The organism is Agarivorans sp. (assembly GCF_050295395.1).
Lineage (GTDB): Bacteria > Pseudomonadota > Gammaproteobacteria > Enterobacterales > Celerinatantimonadaceae > Agarivorans.
Genome location: NZ_JBNKPP010000091.1, coordinates 1 through 17,668 on the forward strand (window position 1 = coordinate 1; position 17,668 = coordinate 17,668).

15 protein-coding genes are annotated in these 17,668 nt (G+C 46.9%); 6 read left to right on the forward strand and 9 right to left on the reverse strand.

Going from position 1 to position 17,668, the window contains the following annotated elements; genetic code table 11:
- Window positions 1–971 (forward strand): C4-dicarboxylate ABC transporter (locus ACQY6Q_RS05320; RefSeq protein ID WP_427978747.1); only part of this gene is annotated, 971 nt, incomplete at its 5' end.
- Between the two features lie 60 nt (window positions 972–1,031).
- On the opposite strand, the gene ACQY6Q_RS05325 is transcribed toward ACQY6Q_RS05320, so the two are convergent.
- Entirely contained in the window at window positions 1,032–1,514 is a 483-nt protein-coding gene (locus ACQY6Q_RS05325; RefSeq protein ID WP_055732528.1) for a YajQ family cyclic di-GMP-binding protein, read from the reverse strand.
- Between the two features lie 232 nt (window positions 1,515–1,746).
- On the opposite strand from ACQY6Q_RS05325, the gene ACQY6Q_RS05330 reads away from it, so the two are divergent.
- On the forward strand, window positions 1,747–2,649 hold the full coding sequence (locus tag ACQY6Q_RS05330) for a ketopantoate reductase family protein (RefSeq protein ID WP_427978751.1): 903 nt from the start codon (window positions 1,747–1,749) through the stop codon (window positions 2,647–2,649).
- Window positions 2,642–3,211: a DJ-1 family glyoxalase III gene (locus ACQY6Q_RS05335; RefSeq protein WP_427978754.1), complete on the forward strand. Its 570-nt coding sequence runs from the start codon at window positions 2,642–2,644 to the stop codon at window positions 3,209–3,211. Before ACQY6Q_RS05330 ends, ACQY6Q_RS05335 begins: the two co-directional genes overlap by 8 nt.
- A 67-nt stretch (window positions 3,212–3,278) precedes the next feature.
- Here the strand turns inward: ACQY6Q_RS05335 and ACQY6Q_RS05340 are convergent, their stop codons facing one another.
- The 6 genes from ACQY6Q_RS05340 to prfB form a co-directional block, all read right to left on the reverse strand.
- Window positions 3,279–5,933 carry an alpha-amylase family glycosyl hydrolase gene (locus tag ACQY6Q_RS05340; protein WP_427978757.1) on the reverse strand — a complete coding sequence of 885 codons (2,655 nt, stop codon included), beginning with the start codon at window positions 5,931–5,933 and terminating at the stop codon, window positions 3,279–3,281.
- A 161-nt stretch (window positions 5,934–6,094) separates the two neighbouring features.
- Window positions 6,095–7,522, reverse strand: coding sequence for a helix-turn-helix transcriptional regulator (locus ACQY6Q_RS05345; protein WP_427978760.1), 1,428 nt, complete (start codon window positions 7,520–7,522; stop codon window positions 6,095–6,097).
- 342 nt (window positions 7,523–7,864) lie between these two features.
- Window positions 7,865–8,845: a substrate-binding domain-containing protein gene (locus ACQY6Q_RS05350; RefSeq protein WP_427978762.1), complete on the reverse strand. Its 981-nt coding sequence runs from the start codon at window positions 8,843–8,845 to the stop codon at window positions 7,865–7,867.
- Between the two features lie 136 nt (window positions 8,846–8,981).
- Window positions 8,982–9,440 carry a DUF1499 domain-containing protein gene (locus ACQY6Q_RS05355; protein ID WP_427978765.1) on the reverse strand — a complete coding sequence of 153 codons (459 nt, stop codon included), beginning with the start codon at window positions 9,438–9,440 and terminating at the stop codon, window positions 8,982–8,984.
- A 119-nt stretch (window positions 9,441–9,559) separates the two neighbouring features.
- Window positions 9,560–11,041 (reverse strand): lysine--tRNA ligase, encoded by a 1,482-nt coding sequence (gene lysS, locus ACQY6Q_RS05360; protein ID WP_427978786.1) that lies wholly within the window; start codon window positions 11,039–11,041, stop codon window positions 9,560–9,562.
- 40 nt (window positions 11,042–11,081) lie between these two features.
- Window positions 11,082–12,180 (reverse strand): peptide chain release factor 2 gene (prfB, locus tag ACQY6Q_RS05365; protein ID WP_427978768.1). Its coding sequence is split into 2 segments (ribosomal slippage): window positions 11,082–12,104 and window positions 12,106–12,180, totalling 1,098 coding nucleotides; the frame shifts between segments, so codons are not numbered across the junction.
- A 287-nt stretch (window positions 12,181–12,467) separates the two neighbouring features.
- Here prfB and ACQY6Q_RS05370 point away from each other — a divergent pair.
- Window positions 12,468–12,875, forward strand: coding sequence for a hypothetical protein (locus ACQY6Q_RS05370; RefSeq protein ID WP_427978771.1), 408 nt, complete (start codon window positions 12,468–12,470; stop codon window positions 12,873–12,875).
- A gap of 67 nt (window positions 12,876–12,942) precedes the next feature.
- On the opposite strand, the gene tyrA is transcribed toward ACQY6Q_RS05370, so the two are convergent.
- Window positions 12,943–14,067 (reverse strand): bifunctional chorismate mutase/prephenate dehydrogenase, encoded by a 1,125-nt coding sequence (tyrA, locus tag ACQY6Q_RS05375; protein WP_427978774.1) that lies wholly within the window; start codon window positions 14,065–14,067, stop codon window positions 12,943–12,945.
- A 16-nt stretch (window positions 14,068–14,083) separates the two neighbouring features.
- Window positions 14,084–15,154, reverse strand: coding sequence for a 3-deoxy-7-phosphoheptulonate synthase (locus ACQY6Q_RS05380; protein WP_427978777.1), 1,071 nt, complete (start codon window positions 15,152–15,154; stop codon window positions 14,084–14,086).
- A gap of 251 nt (window positions 15,155–15,405) precedes the next feature.
- On the opposite strand from ACQY6Q_RS05380, the gene ACQY6Q_RS05385 reads away from it, so the two are divergent.
- Window positions 15,406–17,106, forward strand: a complete 1,701-nt coding sequence (locus ACQY6Q_RS05385; RefSeq protein ID WP_427978780.1) for a LytS/YhcK type 5TM receptor domain-containing protein — start codon at window positions 15,406–15,408, stop codon at window positions 17,104–17,106.
- The coding region (locus ACQY6Q_RS05390; RefSeq protein ID WP_427978783.1) for a response regulator at window positions 17,103–17,668 on the forward strand (566 nt) is incomplete at its 3' end. The genes ACQY6Q_RS05385 and ACQY6Q_RS05390, both read left to right, overlap by 4 nt.

A 17,668-nucleotide genomic window follows, 5' to 3' on the forward strand; every position in this document is an offset into this window, starting at 1 on the left:
CTAACCAAGGGACTCCTGTAGCAATGGTCTTAACTATAAAATTGGCTAATTATCCTACGGCGATTGCCGGTCTTGGCTTAGCGATTGCTAGCCTTGGCTTAGTTTGGTCTCAACATGTCACTCACTCTACTGGGCTACAATACCTCGGGGCCCTGATTGCGGCGGCACTGGTGCTACCGCTACTGTTAAAGTTTAGTTACCGCCCAAGCCTGTTAGTTAAAGAACTGCGACACCCGGTGGCGGGCGCCATGCTTCCGGTCATTACCATGAGTATCATGGTAATGGCCAAATCGCTGGCAGTGGTACAACTCGAGTTGGCGGTGGCTTTAAGCCTTGGTGCGTTTAGTCTGCAACTTTTGTTATTGCTTAGTTTTGCTTACTACCGCAGTCAATACTTAGTGTTAGAGCACTTTATCCCTTGCTGGTTTATTCCTCCCATTGGCTTGGCTTTATGGCTGGTGGTAAGTCCAATCGCACTGTCTACCCCGCTGATTAAAATTATCTTATATGGCAGTTTACTGGCCTATGCACTGCTACTGCCCTTGGTCATTTATCGCCTAAAAGCTGCGCCCTTGGCCTTAGAGCAGCGCCCCTTTTTAGCCATTTTGGCCACCCCAGCCAGCTTAATTTTACTGGCCTACTTGGTGACTACACCAAAGCTAAACCCGGCCTTCGTTTATAGTCTTGCCGCCCTAGCAATGCTAATGACCCTAAGTGTTTATTTACTGTTGATATTGTTATTACTCAAGCTGCCTTTTAGCCCAACTTACGCGGCCTTTACCTTTCCATTGGTCGTTAGCAGTAGCGCCTTATTTCAATTAGGGCTATTTATGCAAAATCGCATCGAGGCTGGCAGTCTAGGGCAAAGCTTAATAGAGAGCCTAGCCTATCTAGAATTGGCTATCGCCAGTCTAATGGTGGTTTACGTAGCGGTTCGCTATCTGCGCCATTACTGGCCACAACGGCATTAAAAAGGCCGAGAACTCGGCCTTTCATAGTAAACCATTTAATCTGCCCGCTAGGAGCAGAGATTAATCGCGGAAGTTATTAAACTGGAAGGCTTGGTCATAGTCTCCACCACGTACCAAAGCCATTGCCGCCTGTAAGTCATCGCGTTTCTTACCGGTTACCCGTACTTGCTCACCTTGGATAGAGGCCTGAACTTTCAATTTGGCATCTTTGATTTGCTTAATGATTTTCTTAGCGGTGGGCTGGTCAATACCATTTTTAAAGTTCACCACTTGCGAGTGGGTTTTACCGCTACGTGTTACCTCGGCTAAATCTATCGCTTTAGCGTCTACTGAACGTTTAACCAAGGTGCCACGAAGAATGTGCAACATTTGATTGAGTTGAAATTCGGCTTCCGCAGTCATTTTGATCGAGCCATCTTTATATTCAAAACTCGCTTCCACGCCACGAAAATCAAAGCGAGTTTCGAGTTCGCGCACCGCATTCTCACAAGCATGGCGTACTTCGTTAGTATCAATCTCAGAAACAATATCAAATGATGGCATCAGCCTTCTCCTAAAAACAGTAAATCAAATAATCTCGACATTATATGCGCTAAAGCGCAACAGCACTATCTTCAGCCTCAAACACAGCTACATGACTAAGCCATAGTTTGATGACACAACCTCACCGGACGCGCTTGCCCACTATTGAACAAGCCAGCGATAGCGACTATGGTTGGGCACATGCCAAGCATTCGCTTGTATCAATTATCACTAATCAATAAACGAAGGTTGTATGTATCACTGCGCAATTATTGGTGCCGGAGCCGTAGGGGGGTTAATAGCGGCCAAGCTCAGCCAAAACCACAACAAGGTCTGTTTTGTGGATCGGCGCTTAAGCGAGTCTTCTCAGCTAGAACTTGAACTGGAGCAATGGCAAGGGGCAAAGCTACAGTTTAAGCTGCCCTATTTAAACCAGTTAGCACCTTGTCGTTGGCTGATCATTTGCGTCAAAGCCCACCAAGTCGCTCAAGCCATAGAGGGCTTAAGCATTGCTGCAGACTGCCAAGTATTGTTAATGGTTAATGGCATCGGCGCCGAACAAAGTCTGCTAAGCACCCTTAAACCCGAGCAACTGTTTTTGGCCAGTAATACTCACGGCGCAATGCTCATCGACAAGCAAGCTCATCAGCTGCGAGTAAAACATACCGGCTTAGGTAAAATTGACCTTGGCGGCTACCTCAACCAAGTGCTAGAACCCCAGTATTTAGCTTATCTAAACCAAGCCTTTGAACCAGTTTATTGGCACAATAATATCTATCCGGTGTTATGGCAAAAACTGGCGATTAATTGTTGTATTAATCCACTCACAGCGATTCACCGCTGTCGCAATGGCGAGTTATTAAAACCGCAGTATCAATCCGAAATTACCCACTTATGCGCAGAAATCAGTCACACGGCTGCGCTCGAGGGCATAGCGCTCAGCGAGCAACAACTACAACAGAGCGTGCTGCAGGTTGCCCAACTCACCGCCAATAACTTTTCCTCGATGCAACAAGACCTCGCACAGCAACGCCGCAGCGAAATAGACTACATTAATGGTTACTTGGTAGAGCGTGCCAAGCAGCATGGCTTGAACACCCCATGTAACCTCGCGCTGCTACAACGCATCAAACAGATGGAGCAAGATTATGCATAAAATCATGGTGGCAATAGCCCCAGGAAGCGAAGAGATAGAAGCGGTAACAATTATTGATGTACTGCGCCGAGCTGAGCTAGAGGTGGATGTGGTCAGCGTCTGCCCGCAAGGCAAATTGCAAATCACCGCCTCTAGAGGAGTGAAATTGGTGGCAGATTGCCATATAAACGATGTTGTAGCCAGTGACTACCAAATGTTGGTATTGCCCGGTGGCCTCCCCGGCAGCGAAGTCTTTCGCGATAACCAACAACTGGTTGAGTTACTGAAACAACGACTAGCAGGACAGTGGCTGGCTGCTATTTGCGCTGCGCCTGCCGTAGTATTGGCTACGCATCACATTTGTAGTGAAGCGCAAATGACTTGTCATCCCGCATTCCAGCAACAGATTCCAGCCAAGCAACTAAGCCAACAGCGAGTGGTAGTGGATCTCAGCCAGCGCCTCATTACCAGCCAAGGGCCGGGAACCGCCTTAGAGTTTAGCTTGAGCTTAGTCGAACAATTACTCGACCAAGATACCGCCACCAGCGTCGCCGCGCCGATGGTATTAGCCGTTCAAAACTAACAGCGTTTACTACGGCACAAAAAAGCCCTACCGAAGTAGGGCTAGTTGGTTAGGCTAAAGTTTAAACTTATTCAGACAGCGTGATTATCGGTAACTCATCCCATATTTTGGCTTCATCCGCTGCACCACCCGAGAAATTCCAAGGACCAGCATCGACAGCCAATGGACGGTAAGTGGCTGACAGACCATCGAGATCCCAAGTCGTTACGTAGAAACGAATGCCATCTAAACTCTCTGGACGACCTAGAGTATCGCTAGCAAAGTCCATATATATGGCGCGTTGCTGTTTATCAACACTCACCTGAGGAGCAGGAGTAACGGCTTCTCCCCACGTGGTGGCATTGGCTCCCTCACTATTATAGATAGAGTTTTGCCAGCCAAATATCACCGCATTAAGGTTCCAAGTGCCACTAGGCATGCTGGCACTCAACTTCGGTAATACAGTTTCACCACTATCCGCTTGCTCAGGTAGATCAATGAAAATAGTGAACCCAACATGATCGAAGCCGTTAGGTGGCAACCAAGTGTCAGTCAAATTGTTCATAGTCAGTTTTAGACGAACGTTGCTGCCGACGGTGTAAACCTCAGCTTGTTCGATCGCCAATTGACTATTCACTTGGTCAAAACTGGGGTCCGAAGGAAGAGAATACACGCCATTTGGACCACCCGCGCCCTGCTGGGCATCGCCACTGTCGTCGATAACTAAGTCGGCAGTCTGCGACCAAGCTAAATTCGAGGTAAAGTGCACATCTGCCAAGCCAGCGGCTTGCTCAGGTGAATAGATGGCAAAACGATGTTGCTGCTCTCCAATGGCAAAATGACGAGTCGACAAGGTGACAGACCACTGACCACTATCGTCGGCCTGAAACGCGGTAGCCTTGGCCAAATTACCATCTACCACCAATTGCAAGTGCTGATTTGGCTCCGCGCTGCCACTAATCAAGGTATCTTGAGTAATGGTTCGCTGATTCCAGTCATCGCTTAAACTGATGCTTAATTCAGGAGTGTCCACTGGCGCCATGTTATTGGTTTTGAAATACACCACAGCAGCTTTAGCGGGTAAACTTAAACTCAACTCGCCGTTAGCATCACTCACCAATGCGCCTGGCGCTTGTGGCCAGTTAGCTTGGATTTGCTGTTCAAATACCGTGCCTTCTGGCTGTTGCAGATTTAAATGGTTAAGCAACATTGGCACTGTGGCGGTATTCATCAGCACTAATACTTCTTGATCAGCATATTTGCGAACAAAACTAAATACACCAGCGCCGGCTTTATCACTGGCGATAACCTCTATATCACCACGAGTTAATACCGGATTGTTACGTCGCAACTGCGCTAACTGCTGAATAAACTTATACATTTCACTATTTTGGTCAAATGCATCTGTCTGCTCACCATCTTCACGATAGCCCCCTTCAAACATCGCATCACGGCTCGCAACCATGGCTTGCTCTGTGCCTTGGTAAATCACAGGGATCCCCGGAACGGTAAGCAGCGTCATCAAAGCCTGTTTCAAATCGGCTGTGCTGGCTTGTGACAGAAAACGCGGCATGTCGTGATTGTCAATGAAGTTGGGTAATAGATAAGGATTAGGAAATAACTCCATCATCTTTTCTAAGCGAAAGCGTAAATAATCGGTAGCTTGTCCGCCAGCAAATACCCGAGTCATGGTGGTTTGTAGTGGGAAGTTAAGCACCGACGCTAATTGCTGATTATCACCCTCTCCTAGATACGTCAGCATTTTCTGCTCACCTTCGGTATTGTAGGCAGTAGAACTTTCAAACACTTCACCAAAAGTTAAAAACTGCTCACGCCCGGTTTGCTCGGCCTGCGCCATAATACCGTCATCCGCATGCAAGAAGTCATGCCAGAACGGATGGTCAACAAACTTCACTGTATCAATACGAAAAGCATCTACCCCAACCTCACGGATCCACTTACGATAGCTCTGTTTCAAGTAAGCAATGACCTCTGGGTCAGTAGTATTTAAATCATCTAGATCGGATAATTGCCAGGTTTTTTCTTGTAGCGGGTCGTTGTGATCACTGATACTAGGTGTCCAGTGGTAACTGCCACTGCCATCTTCACGACAAGCATTTTGGTTTAAGGGGTAAGGCAGACTCTGACCAGGCGCTAGGGCGTCACTAATTAAACGAAAACCGGCGCAAGGTAGGCTAGAATCGTATTCCCATGGCTGATCATAGGTAAAATAGTTACCCACGTGGTTGGCAACAATATCTTGAATTAGATACATATTGCGGTCATGTATATCACGTGCCAAGTTTCGATAACTTGTCATATCACCGAAGTGCTCATCCACTTGCTGTAGGTCTCTAGCCCAATAGCCATGGTAGCCGCCATAGTCCTGCTCATTATCCCACCACTGATTCGCCACTGGTGGCGTTATCCATACAGAACTAGCCCCAAGCTCTTGAATATAATCTAATTTATCACTGACACCAAGAAGGTCTCCACCACTGAATTTCTTCTCCGAAGTGGGGTCAAACTCTCCCTGTCCTTGGTCACTATTACTAACATCGCCGTCATTAAAACGGTCTATCATTAAGAAATAGATGATTTGATCCTGCCATTCCGGTGAGCTTACATGGCTACCGTTAACAACCGTAGTTTCATCATCCGAGTTACAGCCGCCCAAGGCTAACGCAACGGCAACAGCCAGCGCGCCCATAGGCTTTGCATAAAAGTGTTTGGTACTTTTCATATCGCCTTCCATAGTGTGCAATTAGGCTTGCAACAGTAAGTGAAAGTCGAGGCCTTTTGAGTGTCATATTGCGCCAAAAATATCGCAAACATACGCCACCCAATCCAAGCTGTGAGCAAGGCAACGTTTTTAATTCAGCTCAGCCTAGCAACAACGCTCGATTAAGCCAGTGGCGGCACAAATTGATAGTATTGAGGGTAGTGCTGAATCGCCAGCTCTTGGCTCTGCGCATCATATAAGCGAAAGCTGCAACGTTTTGCTAATGTAGGAAAGGGGCTCGACAAACTCCACATAGAGTAATGAGAGTTGCTACTCACCTGTTGCAAGGCCAAGGGCTGTTGCAGCTCATCAACATAACAAAGGATTTGCGCGACCCCCTCTAAACGACAGGCCAACTCAATAAACAGTTGGTAAGCAAAACCGATCTTAATCATATTCAGGGTAGGCACAATATAGCTAGGTGCCCCGAGCAATAGGCGCTGCGTCACTAAATAGTCTTGCTGCTGATTGTCATTTACGTAGCTCTCGCCGTCTACTTCGTAGCGCAAGCGAAAGCGCAGAGGCTGTGCCACGGGTAAGTTCGCCGTGGACCAAAGCTCAGTGCCTTCGGCCAAAAAATCGTTAAAAAAGGCGGGGTAATGGCGCCAAATGCCATCATGATCTTTACACTCAACACTCACTACTTTTTCAAAGGCGATATTATCTACTTCCAACCAAACTTGGCCTTCTTGAGTATGTAGTTCGCCCGGTTGGCCAATTGGCCCGCGGGCATAATGCAAGCGCACCGGCATTTGTTTTGATTGAACACGGTTCTGTTGGCACTGACGACGATAAGCACTGGGCTTAAAACTAAACCAACGGCGAAACGAGCGATGAAAATTGGCTGGGTCATCATAACCCAAACGCAGTGCAATCTGCGCAACCGGCAAATTGGTGTCTGCCAATAGATTTAAGGCCAGCGTTTTCTTCTCATCTTCTACCAATTGGCTGAAATTCAGTTGTTTAGCATTCAGCCGCCGCTGGAGAGTGCGCGTAGACAAGCCCAGTTGTTTAGCCACACCGGCAATATTTAAGGGCTGTTCAATACCCGCTTGAATGCTCCGCCTCAATTGGGTTTGCAGATCGGGACGCTCAATCGACTGATGCATGAGTAACACCAAGACCTTCTTGGCGAGATGATGTAATTCGCTCTGCTGTGCCAAGCTTAAACTGCGGGCCGCTTCAGCAAGCCACAAACTTTGCGCGTTCAACAAATTAACCTGACTGGCTTCACAGCGCTGCTGTAACTGTTGGTATAAGTGAGCGAGTAAGTTCTCTGCCCACGACGGAGCACTATGTTGTTCACGGCAGCGTAAACTTAAACTCACACCTTCCGCTTGCTCTTGCAGCTCTACATAGACACTTCGGTCGAGTAAGGACACACATTTAGCCCACCACACCAAACCTTCATTAAGAACCGGCGCATGCTCAAACAACAAGGCTTGCAACTGCAATATTTCGCTAAGATGCCAATACTCTCCCGCAATGCGTAAATGCGAGTGGCCTAAACTTTTGGCTAAATGTTTACTCAGTATTAATGGCTCTACCATTGGCCTATCCATGACCGTGAATCAGCTTTCACCTTACACATAAATAATATTAATTCAAAAACTTACAAGAAAAATCGCTAACTAATATCTATTTTTTTCGAGAGCGCCACCAAACGCACAGAAGCAGCAGCCGCTCTGCGAGCATAAGTGTTGATGCAAATGAATAGTTACCTGAAACTAGCGAAAGGACTGACTCAACTAACTAAAAACTTAACCTCTCGCTAACAGAGTTGAAATAAGCATACGCCTTTAGGAATTGCTGGCAGCCCATTAGTTTGAGCGATTACGGACAAACATAACAAAATCAAGCAGCGCGTTGCACGTCTTCACGACGCGGCAAGCTCACTGACAAAGCGGTTGTTTGCCCGCCACACACACCTCCAGTGGCGTATAAATGATCGGCTGAACCGGCTTACCCTGATTCAGAGCATGCAAGGTATAAATGGCCTGATAGCCCATGTCGTAAGGTCGCTGGCCTACGTTGCCATGCGCTAAATCCGCCTCCAATAATTTTTTTTGCGAAGGTAAAGTATCACCAAACAACAGCACTAACTGCTGGCTATCGATGACATCCTGATAGCGCCCCACCTCATCGCTATATTTTAAAACTTCGCTTTGCGCTCCTGTACCTAAGTTAATCAAAACATCCAGTAGCTCTGGCGCATACACGTGTAAACGCATCATTTTTTCCAGGTTAGATAAAGCCCGCTCGGCATCATCATCGGAATAAATCGGGCAGCGAGAATGTTCCTCCCAGCTACTGTTTTCCGAGTTTTGAGGGCCTAAAGCCGCATACAAACCAGCCAAGCGCTGCTGCATATTACTGGCCGCGCGATGGCCCGACAATACACAAAAAATCCCACCTTCGGGTTTAAAGCGCTTCGCTAATAATCCCAACTGAAAGCCGAACTGAAAATTATCACTACCGATGTAACTGGCCCGCAAGGCCGGATTTTGAGCCAATACCTTTGCCGAAAAATCCGAATCAAAGGTCACCACCGGAACAGATTGCTTGGCAGCTAATAACATACTACGGTTAACTAACACGCGAGAATTAATCACTGACACCGCAATACCATCTATGTGTTCACTAAGACGCTCGGCGATAATACGGTCTTGAAAGCGCGCATCGGCCTCATAAGAGCCCACATATAAACACTCTACGGCTAACTCCTTGGCAGCCGCGATGCAACCACGCTCAACCTCGTCAAAATAAGGGGAATTAACACTCTTAGGCACCACTAAATAACGTGGCTTTGCCGATTCGGCATAACTACTAAGGCTAAACAGCCCGACTAAACAGATAAACAGCAGTGTTCTCATCAAACTCAACTTTTAGCTAAGATAATCTCAACTTAGGTCAACCAAGGAGATTAGCAAACACTAATAAATACTTTTGAATAGTGGGTCACGCTTTAGTTTACAGCAAAGCTTGAAGCTGCAAGCACAGCCACAAAATCTAAGGTGCTTCTGCATACAACTCAGCAAAGCGCTGGTAGCGCTGTTTATTCACCCCCATGTCTGAGTAGCCTACACGTGATTGCGAACGGTAATGCAGCACTTGATTTTGTTGGTCAAAATACAATTCAACATCATCTCTAAAGCCCATGCGTGGACTAAAAAACACAGCGTGAACATAGCGTTCATTACGCTCTATTATTTGATTGTTAGGCATGTGAGCGAAGGCACGTAAGGCGGCTAACTGAGTCGCCTTTAAGTCGGCTTTAAAGTTTAAAGGCTCCACTCTCTTATCACTATTATCGGCCATACTCGATACTCCATTGGGAGTGCTGGCTAAAGCCGCTAATCGCCCATGGTGAAGCCCTAAGTTATTCGGTGGCGTTAGGTTTTGATAAACCGTCACTCCAGACATCGCCGCTATCACTACTCCCACCACCAACAACATCATTTTCATCATCCTTCTCCGTATAAACCAAAGTGAGTTGCCCTCACCCATCTAGTCACTATACGCAGATAAGATAAAAAAAAGCCACTCACCATGAGGGAGTGGCTTTTAAATTGTTAGCGACAAAACAGTTATGCTTGAGGGCGCATCGCCGGGAACAAGATCACATCACGAATAGTGTGGCTATTGGTAAATAACATCACTAGGCGGTCAATACCAATGCCCTGACCAGCAGTAGGCGCCAAACCGTGCTCTAAGGCGGTGATGTAGTCAGCGTCATAGAACATGGCTTCATCATCACCAGCATCTTTTTGAGAAACCTGGTCTTTAAAGCGTTGGTCTTGGTCATGAGCGTCATTCAACTCAGAGAAACCATTAGCAATTTCTCGCCCGCCCACAAAGAACTCGAAGCGGTCAGTGATGAATGGGTCTTTATCGTTACGACGAGCCAGTGGCGACACCTCTGCTGGATACTCGGTAATAAAGGTCGGTTGAATCAAACGGTGCTCGACCGTTGCTTCGAAGATCTCGGTAATCACCTTACCTAGCCCCCAGCTAGCTTGCACTTCAATGCCTAGGTCTTTAGCTACTTCGCTCGCCTTCTCAAGGGTGGCTAGTTGGTCCTCGGTCACTTCAGGGTTGTAATCCAATACCGACTGCTTCATCGAAATACGTTTATAAGCGCTGCCAAAGTCAAATTGCTCTTCACCGTAGGTGACGATTGAGCTACCCAACACTTGTTCAGTCACGCTGCGCAGCATTTCCTCAGTCAAATCCATAAGATCTTCAAAGGTCGCGTAAGCCATGTAGAATTCCATCATAGTGAATTCTGGATTGTGGCGAGGAGATAAACCCTCGTTACGGAAGTTACGGTTAATCTCAAAGACTCGCTCAAAACCACCCACAACCAAACGTTTCAAGTAAAGCTCTGGGGCAATCCGCAAAAACATTTCTTGGTCTAGAGCATTATGGTGAGTAATGAACGGACGCGCCGACGCGCCACCAGGAATCACCTGCATCATTGGCGTTTCCACTTCCATAAAGTCACGTTGAGTCATGAACTGACGAATCGCGTTAATGATCTTCGAACGAATAATAAAGGTGTTACGAGATTCTTCGTTCATGATCAAATCAACGTAACGCTGACGGTAACGTTGTTCTTGGTCGGTTAAACCATGGAATTTTTCAGGCAAAGGGCGTAGCGCTTTAGTTAGTAAGCTGTACTCGTCCATATTCACGTAAAGATCGCCTTTACCAGACTTATGCAAGGCACCTTTCACCCCGATAATATCGCCAATATCTAAGCCACCAATGTCTTTTAGCTCTTGTTGTACCGCTTTAGAGGCATAGGCCTGAATGCGCCCAGACACATCTTGAATCACCAAGAAGGGGCCACGTTTAGCCATGATACGGCCAGCAATGCTCACCACATTTGCCGCAGCTTCCAGCTCTTCTTTGCTCTGTTCACCAAACTGTTGCTGTAAATCGTTTGCTAGGTGCTCACGTTTAAAATCGTTGGGATGGCCGTTGGCCGAGCAAGTTTCGCGGATCTTATCTAACTTAGCGCGACGCTCTGCAATCAGTTTATTTTCTTCTTGTGCTACTTGTTCCAGACTTTGTTCTGTTTGTTCCGACATGTGAAAACCTTGCTCGTTACAGCCCTGATTTAAGGCTAGCTTCTATAAATTTATCTAAATCACCATCTAGTACTGCTTGAGTATTACGATTCTCAACGCCAGTACGCAGGTCTTTAATACGTGAATCATCAAGTACGTAAGAACGGATTTGGCTGCCCCAGCCAATGTCCGACTTGTTATCTTCCGCAGCTTGTTTTTCTGCATTTTGCTTTTGCAATTCTAGCTCAAACAATTTGGCTTTAAGCTGCTTCATTGCTTGATCTTTATTCTTGTGTTGCGAACGGTCATTTTGGCACTGCACCACCGTGTTGGTGGGCAAGTGGGTGATCCGTACCGCCGACTCAGTGCGGTTTACGTGCTGTCCACCCGCTCCCGAGGCCCGATATACATCGATACGTAAATCACTCGGGTCGATATCAACTTCGATACTGTCATCAATTTCAGGGTAAATAAACGCCGAAGCAAATGAAGTATGGCGCCGCCCGCCCGAATCAAAAGGAGACTTACGCACCAAACGATGCACCCCGGTTTCAGTGCGCAACCAGCCATAGGCGTATTCGCCCGTTACCTTAATGGTGGCCCCCTTAATGCCCGCGACTTCGCCTTCGGAGAGTTCGACTATCTCTGCCTTAAACTGATGCGCCTCACACCAACGTAAGTACATGCGTAGCATCATATTGGCCCAATCTTGCGCTTCAGTGCCGCCGGAACCCGATTGAATGTCGATGTAACAATCACTATCGTCCATCTCACCCGAGAACATGCGGCGAAACTCAAGTTTCTCTAACTGTTTCACCAGTTCTTCTGCCTCGGCTTGGGCCTCGTCAAATGTTTCCTGGTCCTCTTCTTCCACAGCTAACTCAATTAAACCGGCGACATCTTCTATGCCTTGGGTGAGTTGGTCGATGGTATTGACTACCTGTTCTAAGGCTGAGCGTTCTTTACCTAAGGCTTGCGCTCGCGCTGGATCATTCCAAATTTCTGGTTGTTCTAATTCGCGACTCACTTCTTCTAACTGCTCTGCTTTGGCAGCGTAGTCAAAGATACCCCCGGAGCACTTCTGTGCGCTCTTTTATATCCGCTAAAGTGTTATTCACCGAATTAATTTCAAACATCTTGCAATGACCTGCCTCGAAGTACTAAAAACGCGCAATTTTAACCAATAAACACGGGAATAAACATAGTTAGTCGCAATGAAAATGCGAAATAAGTAGTTTTTCTTCATTCCAAGGGCTTGCTTATGGGAAACAAGGCAAACAAGCTGCAACGCCGTGCCCCCGGTTTAAAAATCACTGTGCTTGGCATAGCGATTTTTAAGCTAAAGCCTTGCCTAAAACTGAGGCGCAAGCTAGTTTGTTATTTCCCAACTCTTAAACATCGAGTAGTTAATTAGGAGAAGGCATTGCGTGAAGCTCACGGCACTGTAACATTTTCCATTACTGGAAATATCATGGAACTAGAGGGCACCGGCCCTTGGAACCTCGAACAAATGAAGCAAAGTGGCTCCGCCGCTGCCCCCATTCTCAATCAACTTTTAGATTCACCATGGGCGGTGCTGGCCACCTTTCATGGCGAAGCCTTTTATACCGAAGATGCCGCCGAGCAACTGGTAGGCTGGATAAAAAAAGAAAAGCAGCGAGGTCGAGTCGCCACCGCACTAATTCTTACTCACGCCAGTGTTCCCGACATGGCCAAATGGCATCTCAGTCAAATCTATCTGCAAGCCGGTGAAAGGCTGAAAATTTTTGACGATAGGATTCAAGCTTTAGCCTGGCTAAAACAGCAACTAGAAGCAGCCCAAAGCGCCTAAGCTGCAGCCTGAGGCATAAAAAAGCCAGTCACAAAGGACTGGCTAATTAATCTTTGACTTAAAGAAACTAAGCTCGGCGGCTATCATTGGCCTGTTGTAGCAAGCCTCGGCTTTCTTTTAAGAACTCTTCTGAGTATTCGCCAAACCAATCACTAACGCGCTCAAAGGCTTGAATGAAGCCCTGTTTATCTTCATTTTCCAGCAACTTGAGCAGCTCACCAAAGTTGTTATGGTAGCGTTTAATCATGGCCTTACTCTGCTCAGAGGCCATAATAATATCGGCATACAAGTAGGGAGACTGAGCAAACAAACGCCCCACCATGGCTAATTCAAGACGATAAATCGGTGAGCTTAAATCAAGCAACAGCTCCAAATCGGCCTCTTCTTGCGCCAAATGCACACCATAAGCAAAGGAGGTGAAGTGGCGCAACGACTGGATGAGCGTCATAGCCTTGTCGTGACTCTCGGCATCAACCGGATGTAAACGCGCGCCCCAAATCGCCATTTGTTGCAGCAACCATTGATATTGCTCGCTGCCACGGCCATCAGCATACACAATCACTTGCTTGGCTAGGCTAGGTACATCAGGACCAAACATAGGATGTAGCCCCACCACTGGACCTTTGTGCACCGCCAGCATTTTACTCAAAGGCGCTGCCTTGATACTGGTGATATCGGCAAGGATGCAGTTTTCTGGCAGCTGATCCAAACGGGCAATGATCTGCTCGGTGAGATTAATCGGTACCGACACCAATACCAAACCCGCATTAGCAAACAGCTCTGGTGCCTGCTGCCAATCTTCTTTACCGATAACGTCTACCTGATAACCAGACAAACGGAACATTTGCACAAACAAACGCCCCAATTGGCCACGGCCACCAATCACCACGATATTACCCAGCTCAGGATTAATGGTTTTAAAACCACTGTCTTTTTCGCTGGTATAAGATTCACGCATCACTCTACGCAATACATCTTCAATTAAGGCTGGAGGCACACCTTTGCTTTCTGCTTCAGCCCGACGTTTAGCCAACATTGCAGCTTCTCGTTCGGGAGCATAAATCGGCAGACCATGTTGATTCTTAACTTCACCAACCTTATGTACCAACTTGATTCGTTGCTGCAATAGATCGAGAAGTTGTTGATCAACTTCATCAATTTGGTCACGCAAATGATTAAGGGCTTGAACCATGTTTCTTCCGTATTAATTAAGCTAAACGCGCAGTTAAGCAATCACCAAGATCATTGTACATTTTATCAATCAATGTCGCGGTAGTGTTCCAATCGATACAGGCATCGGTGACCGATACACCATATTTCAAGTCTGACTTAGGCGCTTCGCTAGGCTGATTACCCGCTTCCAAGTTACTTTCTAACATTAAACCAATAATAGATTTGTTGCCTTCTTCAATTTGGTTAATCACGTTATCAGCCACTAGCGGTTGTAATTCATGATTTTTGCTAGAGTTAGCATGGCTACAATCCACCACCAACTTAGGCTCTAAACCAGCTTTTTGCATAGCTTGTTCTGCCAAAGCAACGTTCACAGAATCGTAGTTAGGTTGCTTGCCACCACGAAGGATCACGTGGCCGTCAGGGTTACCCTGAGTTTGTAATAAGGCAACTTGACCTTGCTGGTTAATCCCCATAAAACGGTGCGAAGAAGCCGCAGACTGCATCGCATTAATCGCGGTGCCAAGGTTGCCGTCGGTACCATTTTTAAAGCCCACCGGCATAGACAAACCACTGGCCATTTCACGGTGAGTTTGTGATTCGGTAGTACGTGCACCAATCGCCGCCCAAGAGAAAAGCTCAGACAAGTATTGCGGGCTAATTGGGTCTAAGGCTTCGGTGGCTACAGGCAAACCTAATTCGGCTGTCCAAGTAAGCAGTTCACGAGCGTTATGCAAACCGGTCTCTACGTCAAAAGAGTTATCCATGTGCGGGTCATTGATAAAGCCTTTCCAGCCCACGGTGGTACGTGGTTTTTCAAAATAAACCCGCATAACAATAAATAAGCGATCACTATACTGGTCGTGTAGTTTTTTCAGGCGCGTGGCGTACTCTTTGGCTTGCTCTAAGTCATGAATTGAACAAGGACCGGTGATCACCAACAAACGGGAGTCACGATGATGACAAATATCGGCAATGGTTTTACGCGATTGCAGTACAAAATCTAAAGCTTCTTTAGAGGCTGGTAGCTTTTGACGTAATTGCTCTGGGGTAATTAATATTTGTTCTGAGGTGATATGAATATCATTAATAGGATCGTTTTGCATTTGCTCTTTATACTCCGGCGGTGACTGTCACCACACTTTTCCTTTCCCTAAATGGGATTAATTATTATAGAAACCGACCACAATACCAGTGATAGCGGCTTTTGCAAGCAGTCAAGCGTTACCAGCATGTTAACAGCACTGGGCGGGCTTTTGTTAAGTCCTATTAGTTGCCAGAAACAGTATGCTAATATGCTGCCATCTAGCTTGAATACCAGATTTCCTTTCGCCAACTTGCGAGGCTTTAATAGCTGATGATTTTGAGTGATTTTTCCCTGTTATTATCTTTAGCTCAGCAAATGAGTGTTTTTCTGGTTATTGCCTACTTGTTAAGCAAAACTCCGGCCTTTTTACCACTAAGCAATTTGTCACCACGCTTACCCAATACCTTCGTCCTCTATTGCTTGTTTTCCGGCTTTTGTATTTTAGGCACCTACTTTGGTTTAGCCATCGACGATGCCATTGCCAATACCCGAGCGGTGGGGGCCGTTTTAGGCGGGCTACTTGGTGGGCCTGTGGTGGGAGTCCTCGTCGGCTTTACCGGCGGCATTCACCGCTATTTCATGGGCGGTTTTACCGATTTAGCTTGCGCCATATCAACCACCCTTGAGGGTTTAGTTGGAGGGCTTTTCCACCTGTGGATCCGCCGCCGCAGCCGACACAATGAGCACCTTTTTTCCCCTTCTATTGCCTTAGTTGCTACCCTCATCGCCGAAGCCTTGCAAATGCTGCTGATTTTGCTCATTGCTAAGCCCTTTGAACAGGCGCTCAACTTAGTTGAGGTAATAGCACTGCCAATGCTCACCGCCAACTCGATTGGCGCGGCGCTGTTCATGATGATGATCCGCGATAGACGCCACCTCTACGACAAATTTACCAGCCACTCTTCGGCCAAAGCCTTAAATTTAGCCCAGCGCATGGTAGGCACCTTTCATGATGGTTTTAAGCAAGCCGACGCCATTCGCATTGCCAACATCATTCGTGAAGAAACCGGCGTATCGGCGGTAGCCATCACCGATACTCAGCAAGTATTAGCTTTTACCGGCTTGGGGGAAGATCACCACAAGGTCAACCGCCCTATCGCCTCCAAACAAACCCATCAGGCGATTAACGAAAACAAGGTGGTCTTCGCCGACGGCGTTGAAGAACCCTACCACTGTAGTTCCAGTGACAAATGCCCTTTAGGTTCCTCCTTAGTGGTGCCAATTAGGGGCAGCGAAAATGAAGTAATAGGCACGGTTAAACTTTACGAATCTAAACGCCGCTTGTTCCTGCATATTAACCGCACACTAGGTGAAGGGATCGCCAAAGTGATTGCCGAACAAGTCAGAGAAAGCCACGTTCAACATCAACAGCAATTGCTCACCGAAGCAGAATTGAAACTAGCCCGAGCCCAAATTAACCCGCACTTTTTATTCAATGCCCTCAATACCATTAGCGCCGTGGTCAAGCGCGACGCCAACGCTGCCCGACAACTGATCGCCGATTTAGCTTTATTTTTACGAATTAACCTCAAACGCAACCAACAAACCTCGCGTCTCAGCGCCGAGCTAGAACATGTGAATGCTTACTTACACATTGAGCAAGTGCGTTTCGCCGACCGCTTAGTGATTAAGCAAGATATTGCCGAAGACTTTTTACAACTGGAACTGCCCACCTTTACCCTGCAACCTCTAGTAGAAAACGCCATTAAACATGGCACCGCACATTTGCTGGAGACAGGCGAAATCACCATTTACAGCCGAGTACACAATGGCATTAAGCAGTTAGTGGTAGAAGACAACGCCGGTTTATATGAACAACCCGACCAAGCCACCCACGAAGGCTTGGGCATGCACATTGTAGATACCCGCTTGCGTAATGCCTTTGGTAGCCACTATGGTTTAAGCATAGAATGCCAATTAAACCAATATACCCGCGTGATTATTTCACTACCGAGAGAGCCAAAGCCATGAGAGCCGTCATCGTTGACGATGAACCGCTAGCCCGCGAAGAACTGTTTGAAATGCTTCAAGCTTACCCAGAGCTTGAAGTCGTAGCCCAATTTGGTAATGCCATTGAGTGTTTAAAAAACCTCAAACTATTACAACCCGACATTCTCTTTTTAGACATAGAAATGCCACAAGTGAGCGGCTTAGAACTGGCCAACATGCTGGATAGCGAAAATGCGCCGGCGATTGTCTTTGTTACCGCTTACGACCAGTTCGCGCTAGATGCCTTTGAGCAAAACGCCGTAGACTACCTGCTAAAACCCATCAATAAACAACGCCTGAATAAGTCCATTCAGCGCTTACACGAGCGCCTTGCTCGCAACGACAACAGCGAAGCACCAGCGCAGCATAGCTACCAAAATATGTTAAAAGGACAAGAACTTAAACTCATTCCTTGTTACTTCCAACAACGCGTTAAACTAGTTCGCCTCGAAGACATAGAATATGCCTCCAGCGATATTAGCGGGGTACATGTCACCACACAAAACGGTACCTACCATACCCAGCTCACGCTAAAAGTATTGGA

Coding starts and splice junctions, on each gene's coding strand:
- ACQY6Q_RS05345 (WP_427978760.1), bottom strand. CDS start 7,522: ATGGTAGAGCCATTAATACTGAGTAAACATTTAGCCAAAAGTTTAGGC.
- ACQY6Q_RS05385 (WP_427978780.1), top strand. CDS start 15,406: ATGATTTTGAGTGATTTTTCCCTGTTATTATCTTTAGCTCAGCAAATG.
- ACQY6Q_RS05340 (WP_427978757.1), bottom strand. CDS start 5,933: ATGAAAAGTACCAAACACTTTTATGCAAAGCCTATGGGCGCGCTGGCT.
- tyrA (WP_427978774.1), bottom strand. CDS start 14,067: ATGGTTCAAGCCCTTAATCATTTGCGTGACCAAATTGATGAAGTTGAT.
- ACQY6Q_RS05350 (WP_427978762.1), bottom strand. CDS start 8,845: ATGAGAACACTGCTGTTTATCTGTTTAGTCGGGCTGTTTAGCCTTAGT.
- ACQY6Q_RS05330 (WP_427978751.1), top strand. CDS start 1,747: ATGTATCACTGCGCAATTATTGGTGCCGGAGCCGTAGGGGGGTTAATA.
- ACQY6Q_RS05335 (WP_427978754.1), top strand. CDS start 2,642: ATGCATAAAATCATGGTGGCAATAGCCCCAGGAAGCGAAGAGATAGAA.
- ACQY6Q_RS05325 (WP_055732528.1), bottom strand. CDS start 1,514: ATGCCATCATTTGATATTGTTTCTGAGATTGATACTAACGAAGTACGC.
- ACQY6Q_RS05355 (WP_427978765.1), bottom strand. CDS start 9,440: ATGATGAAAATGATGTTGTTGGTGGTGGGAGTAGTGATAGCGGCGATG.
- ACQY6Q_RS05380 (WP_427978777.1), bottom strand. CDS start 15,154: ATGCAAAACGATCCTATTAATGATATTCATATCACCTCAGAACAAATA.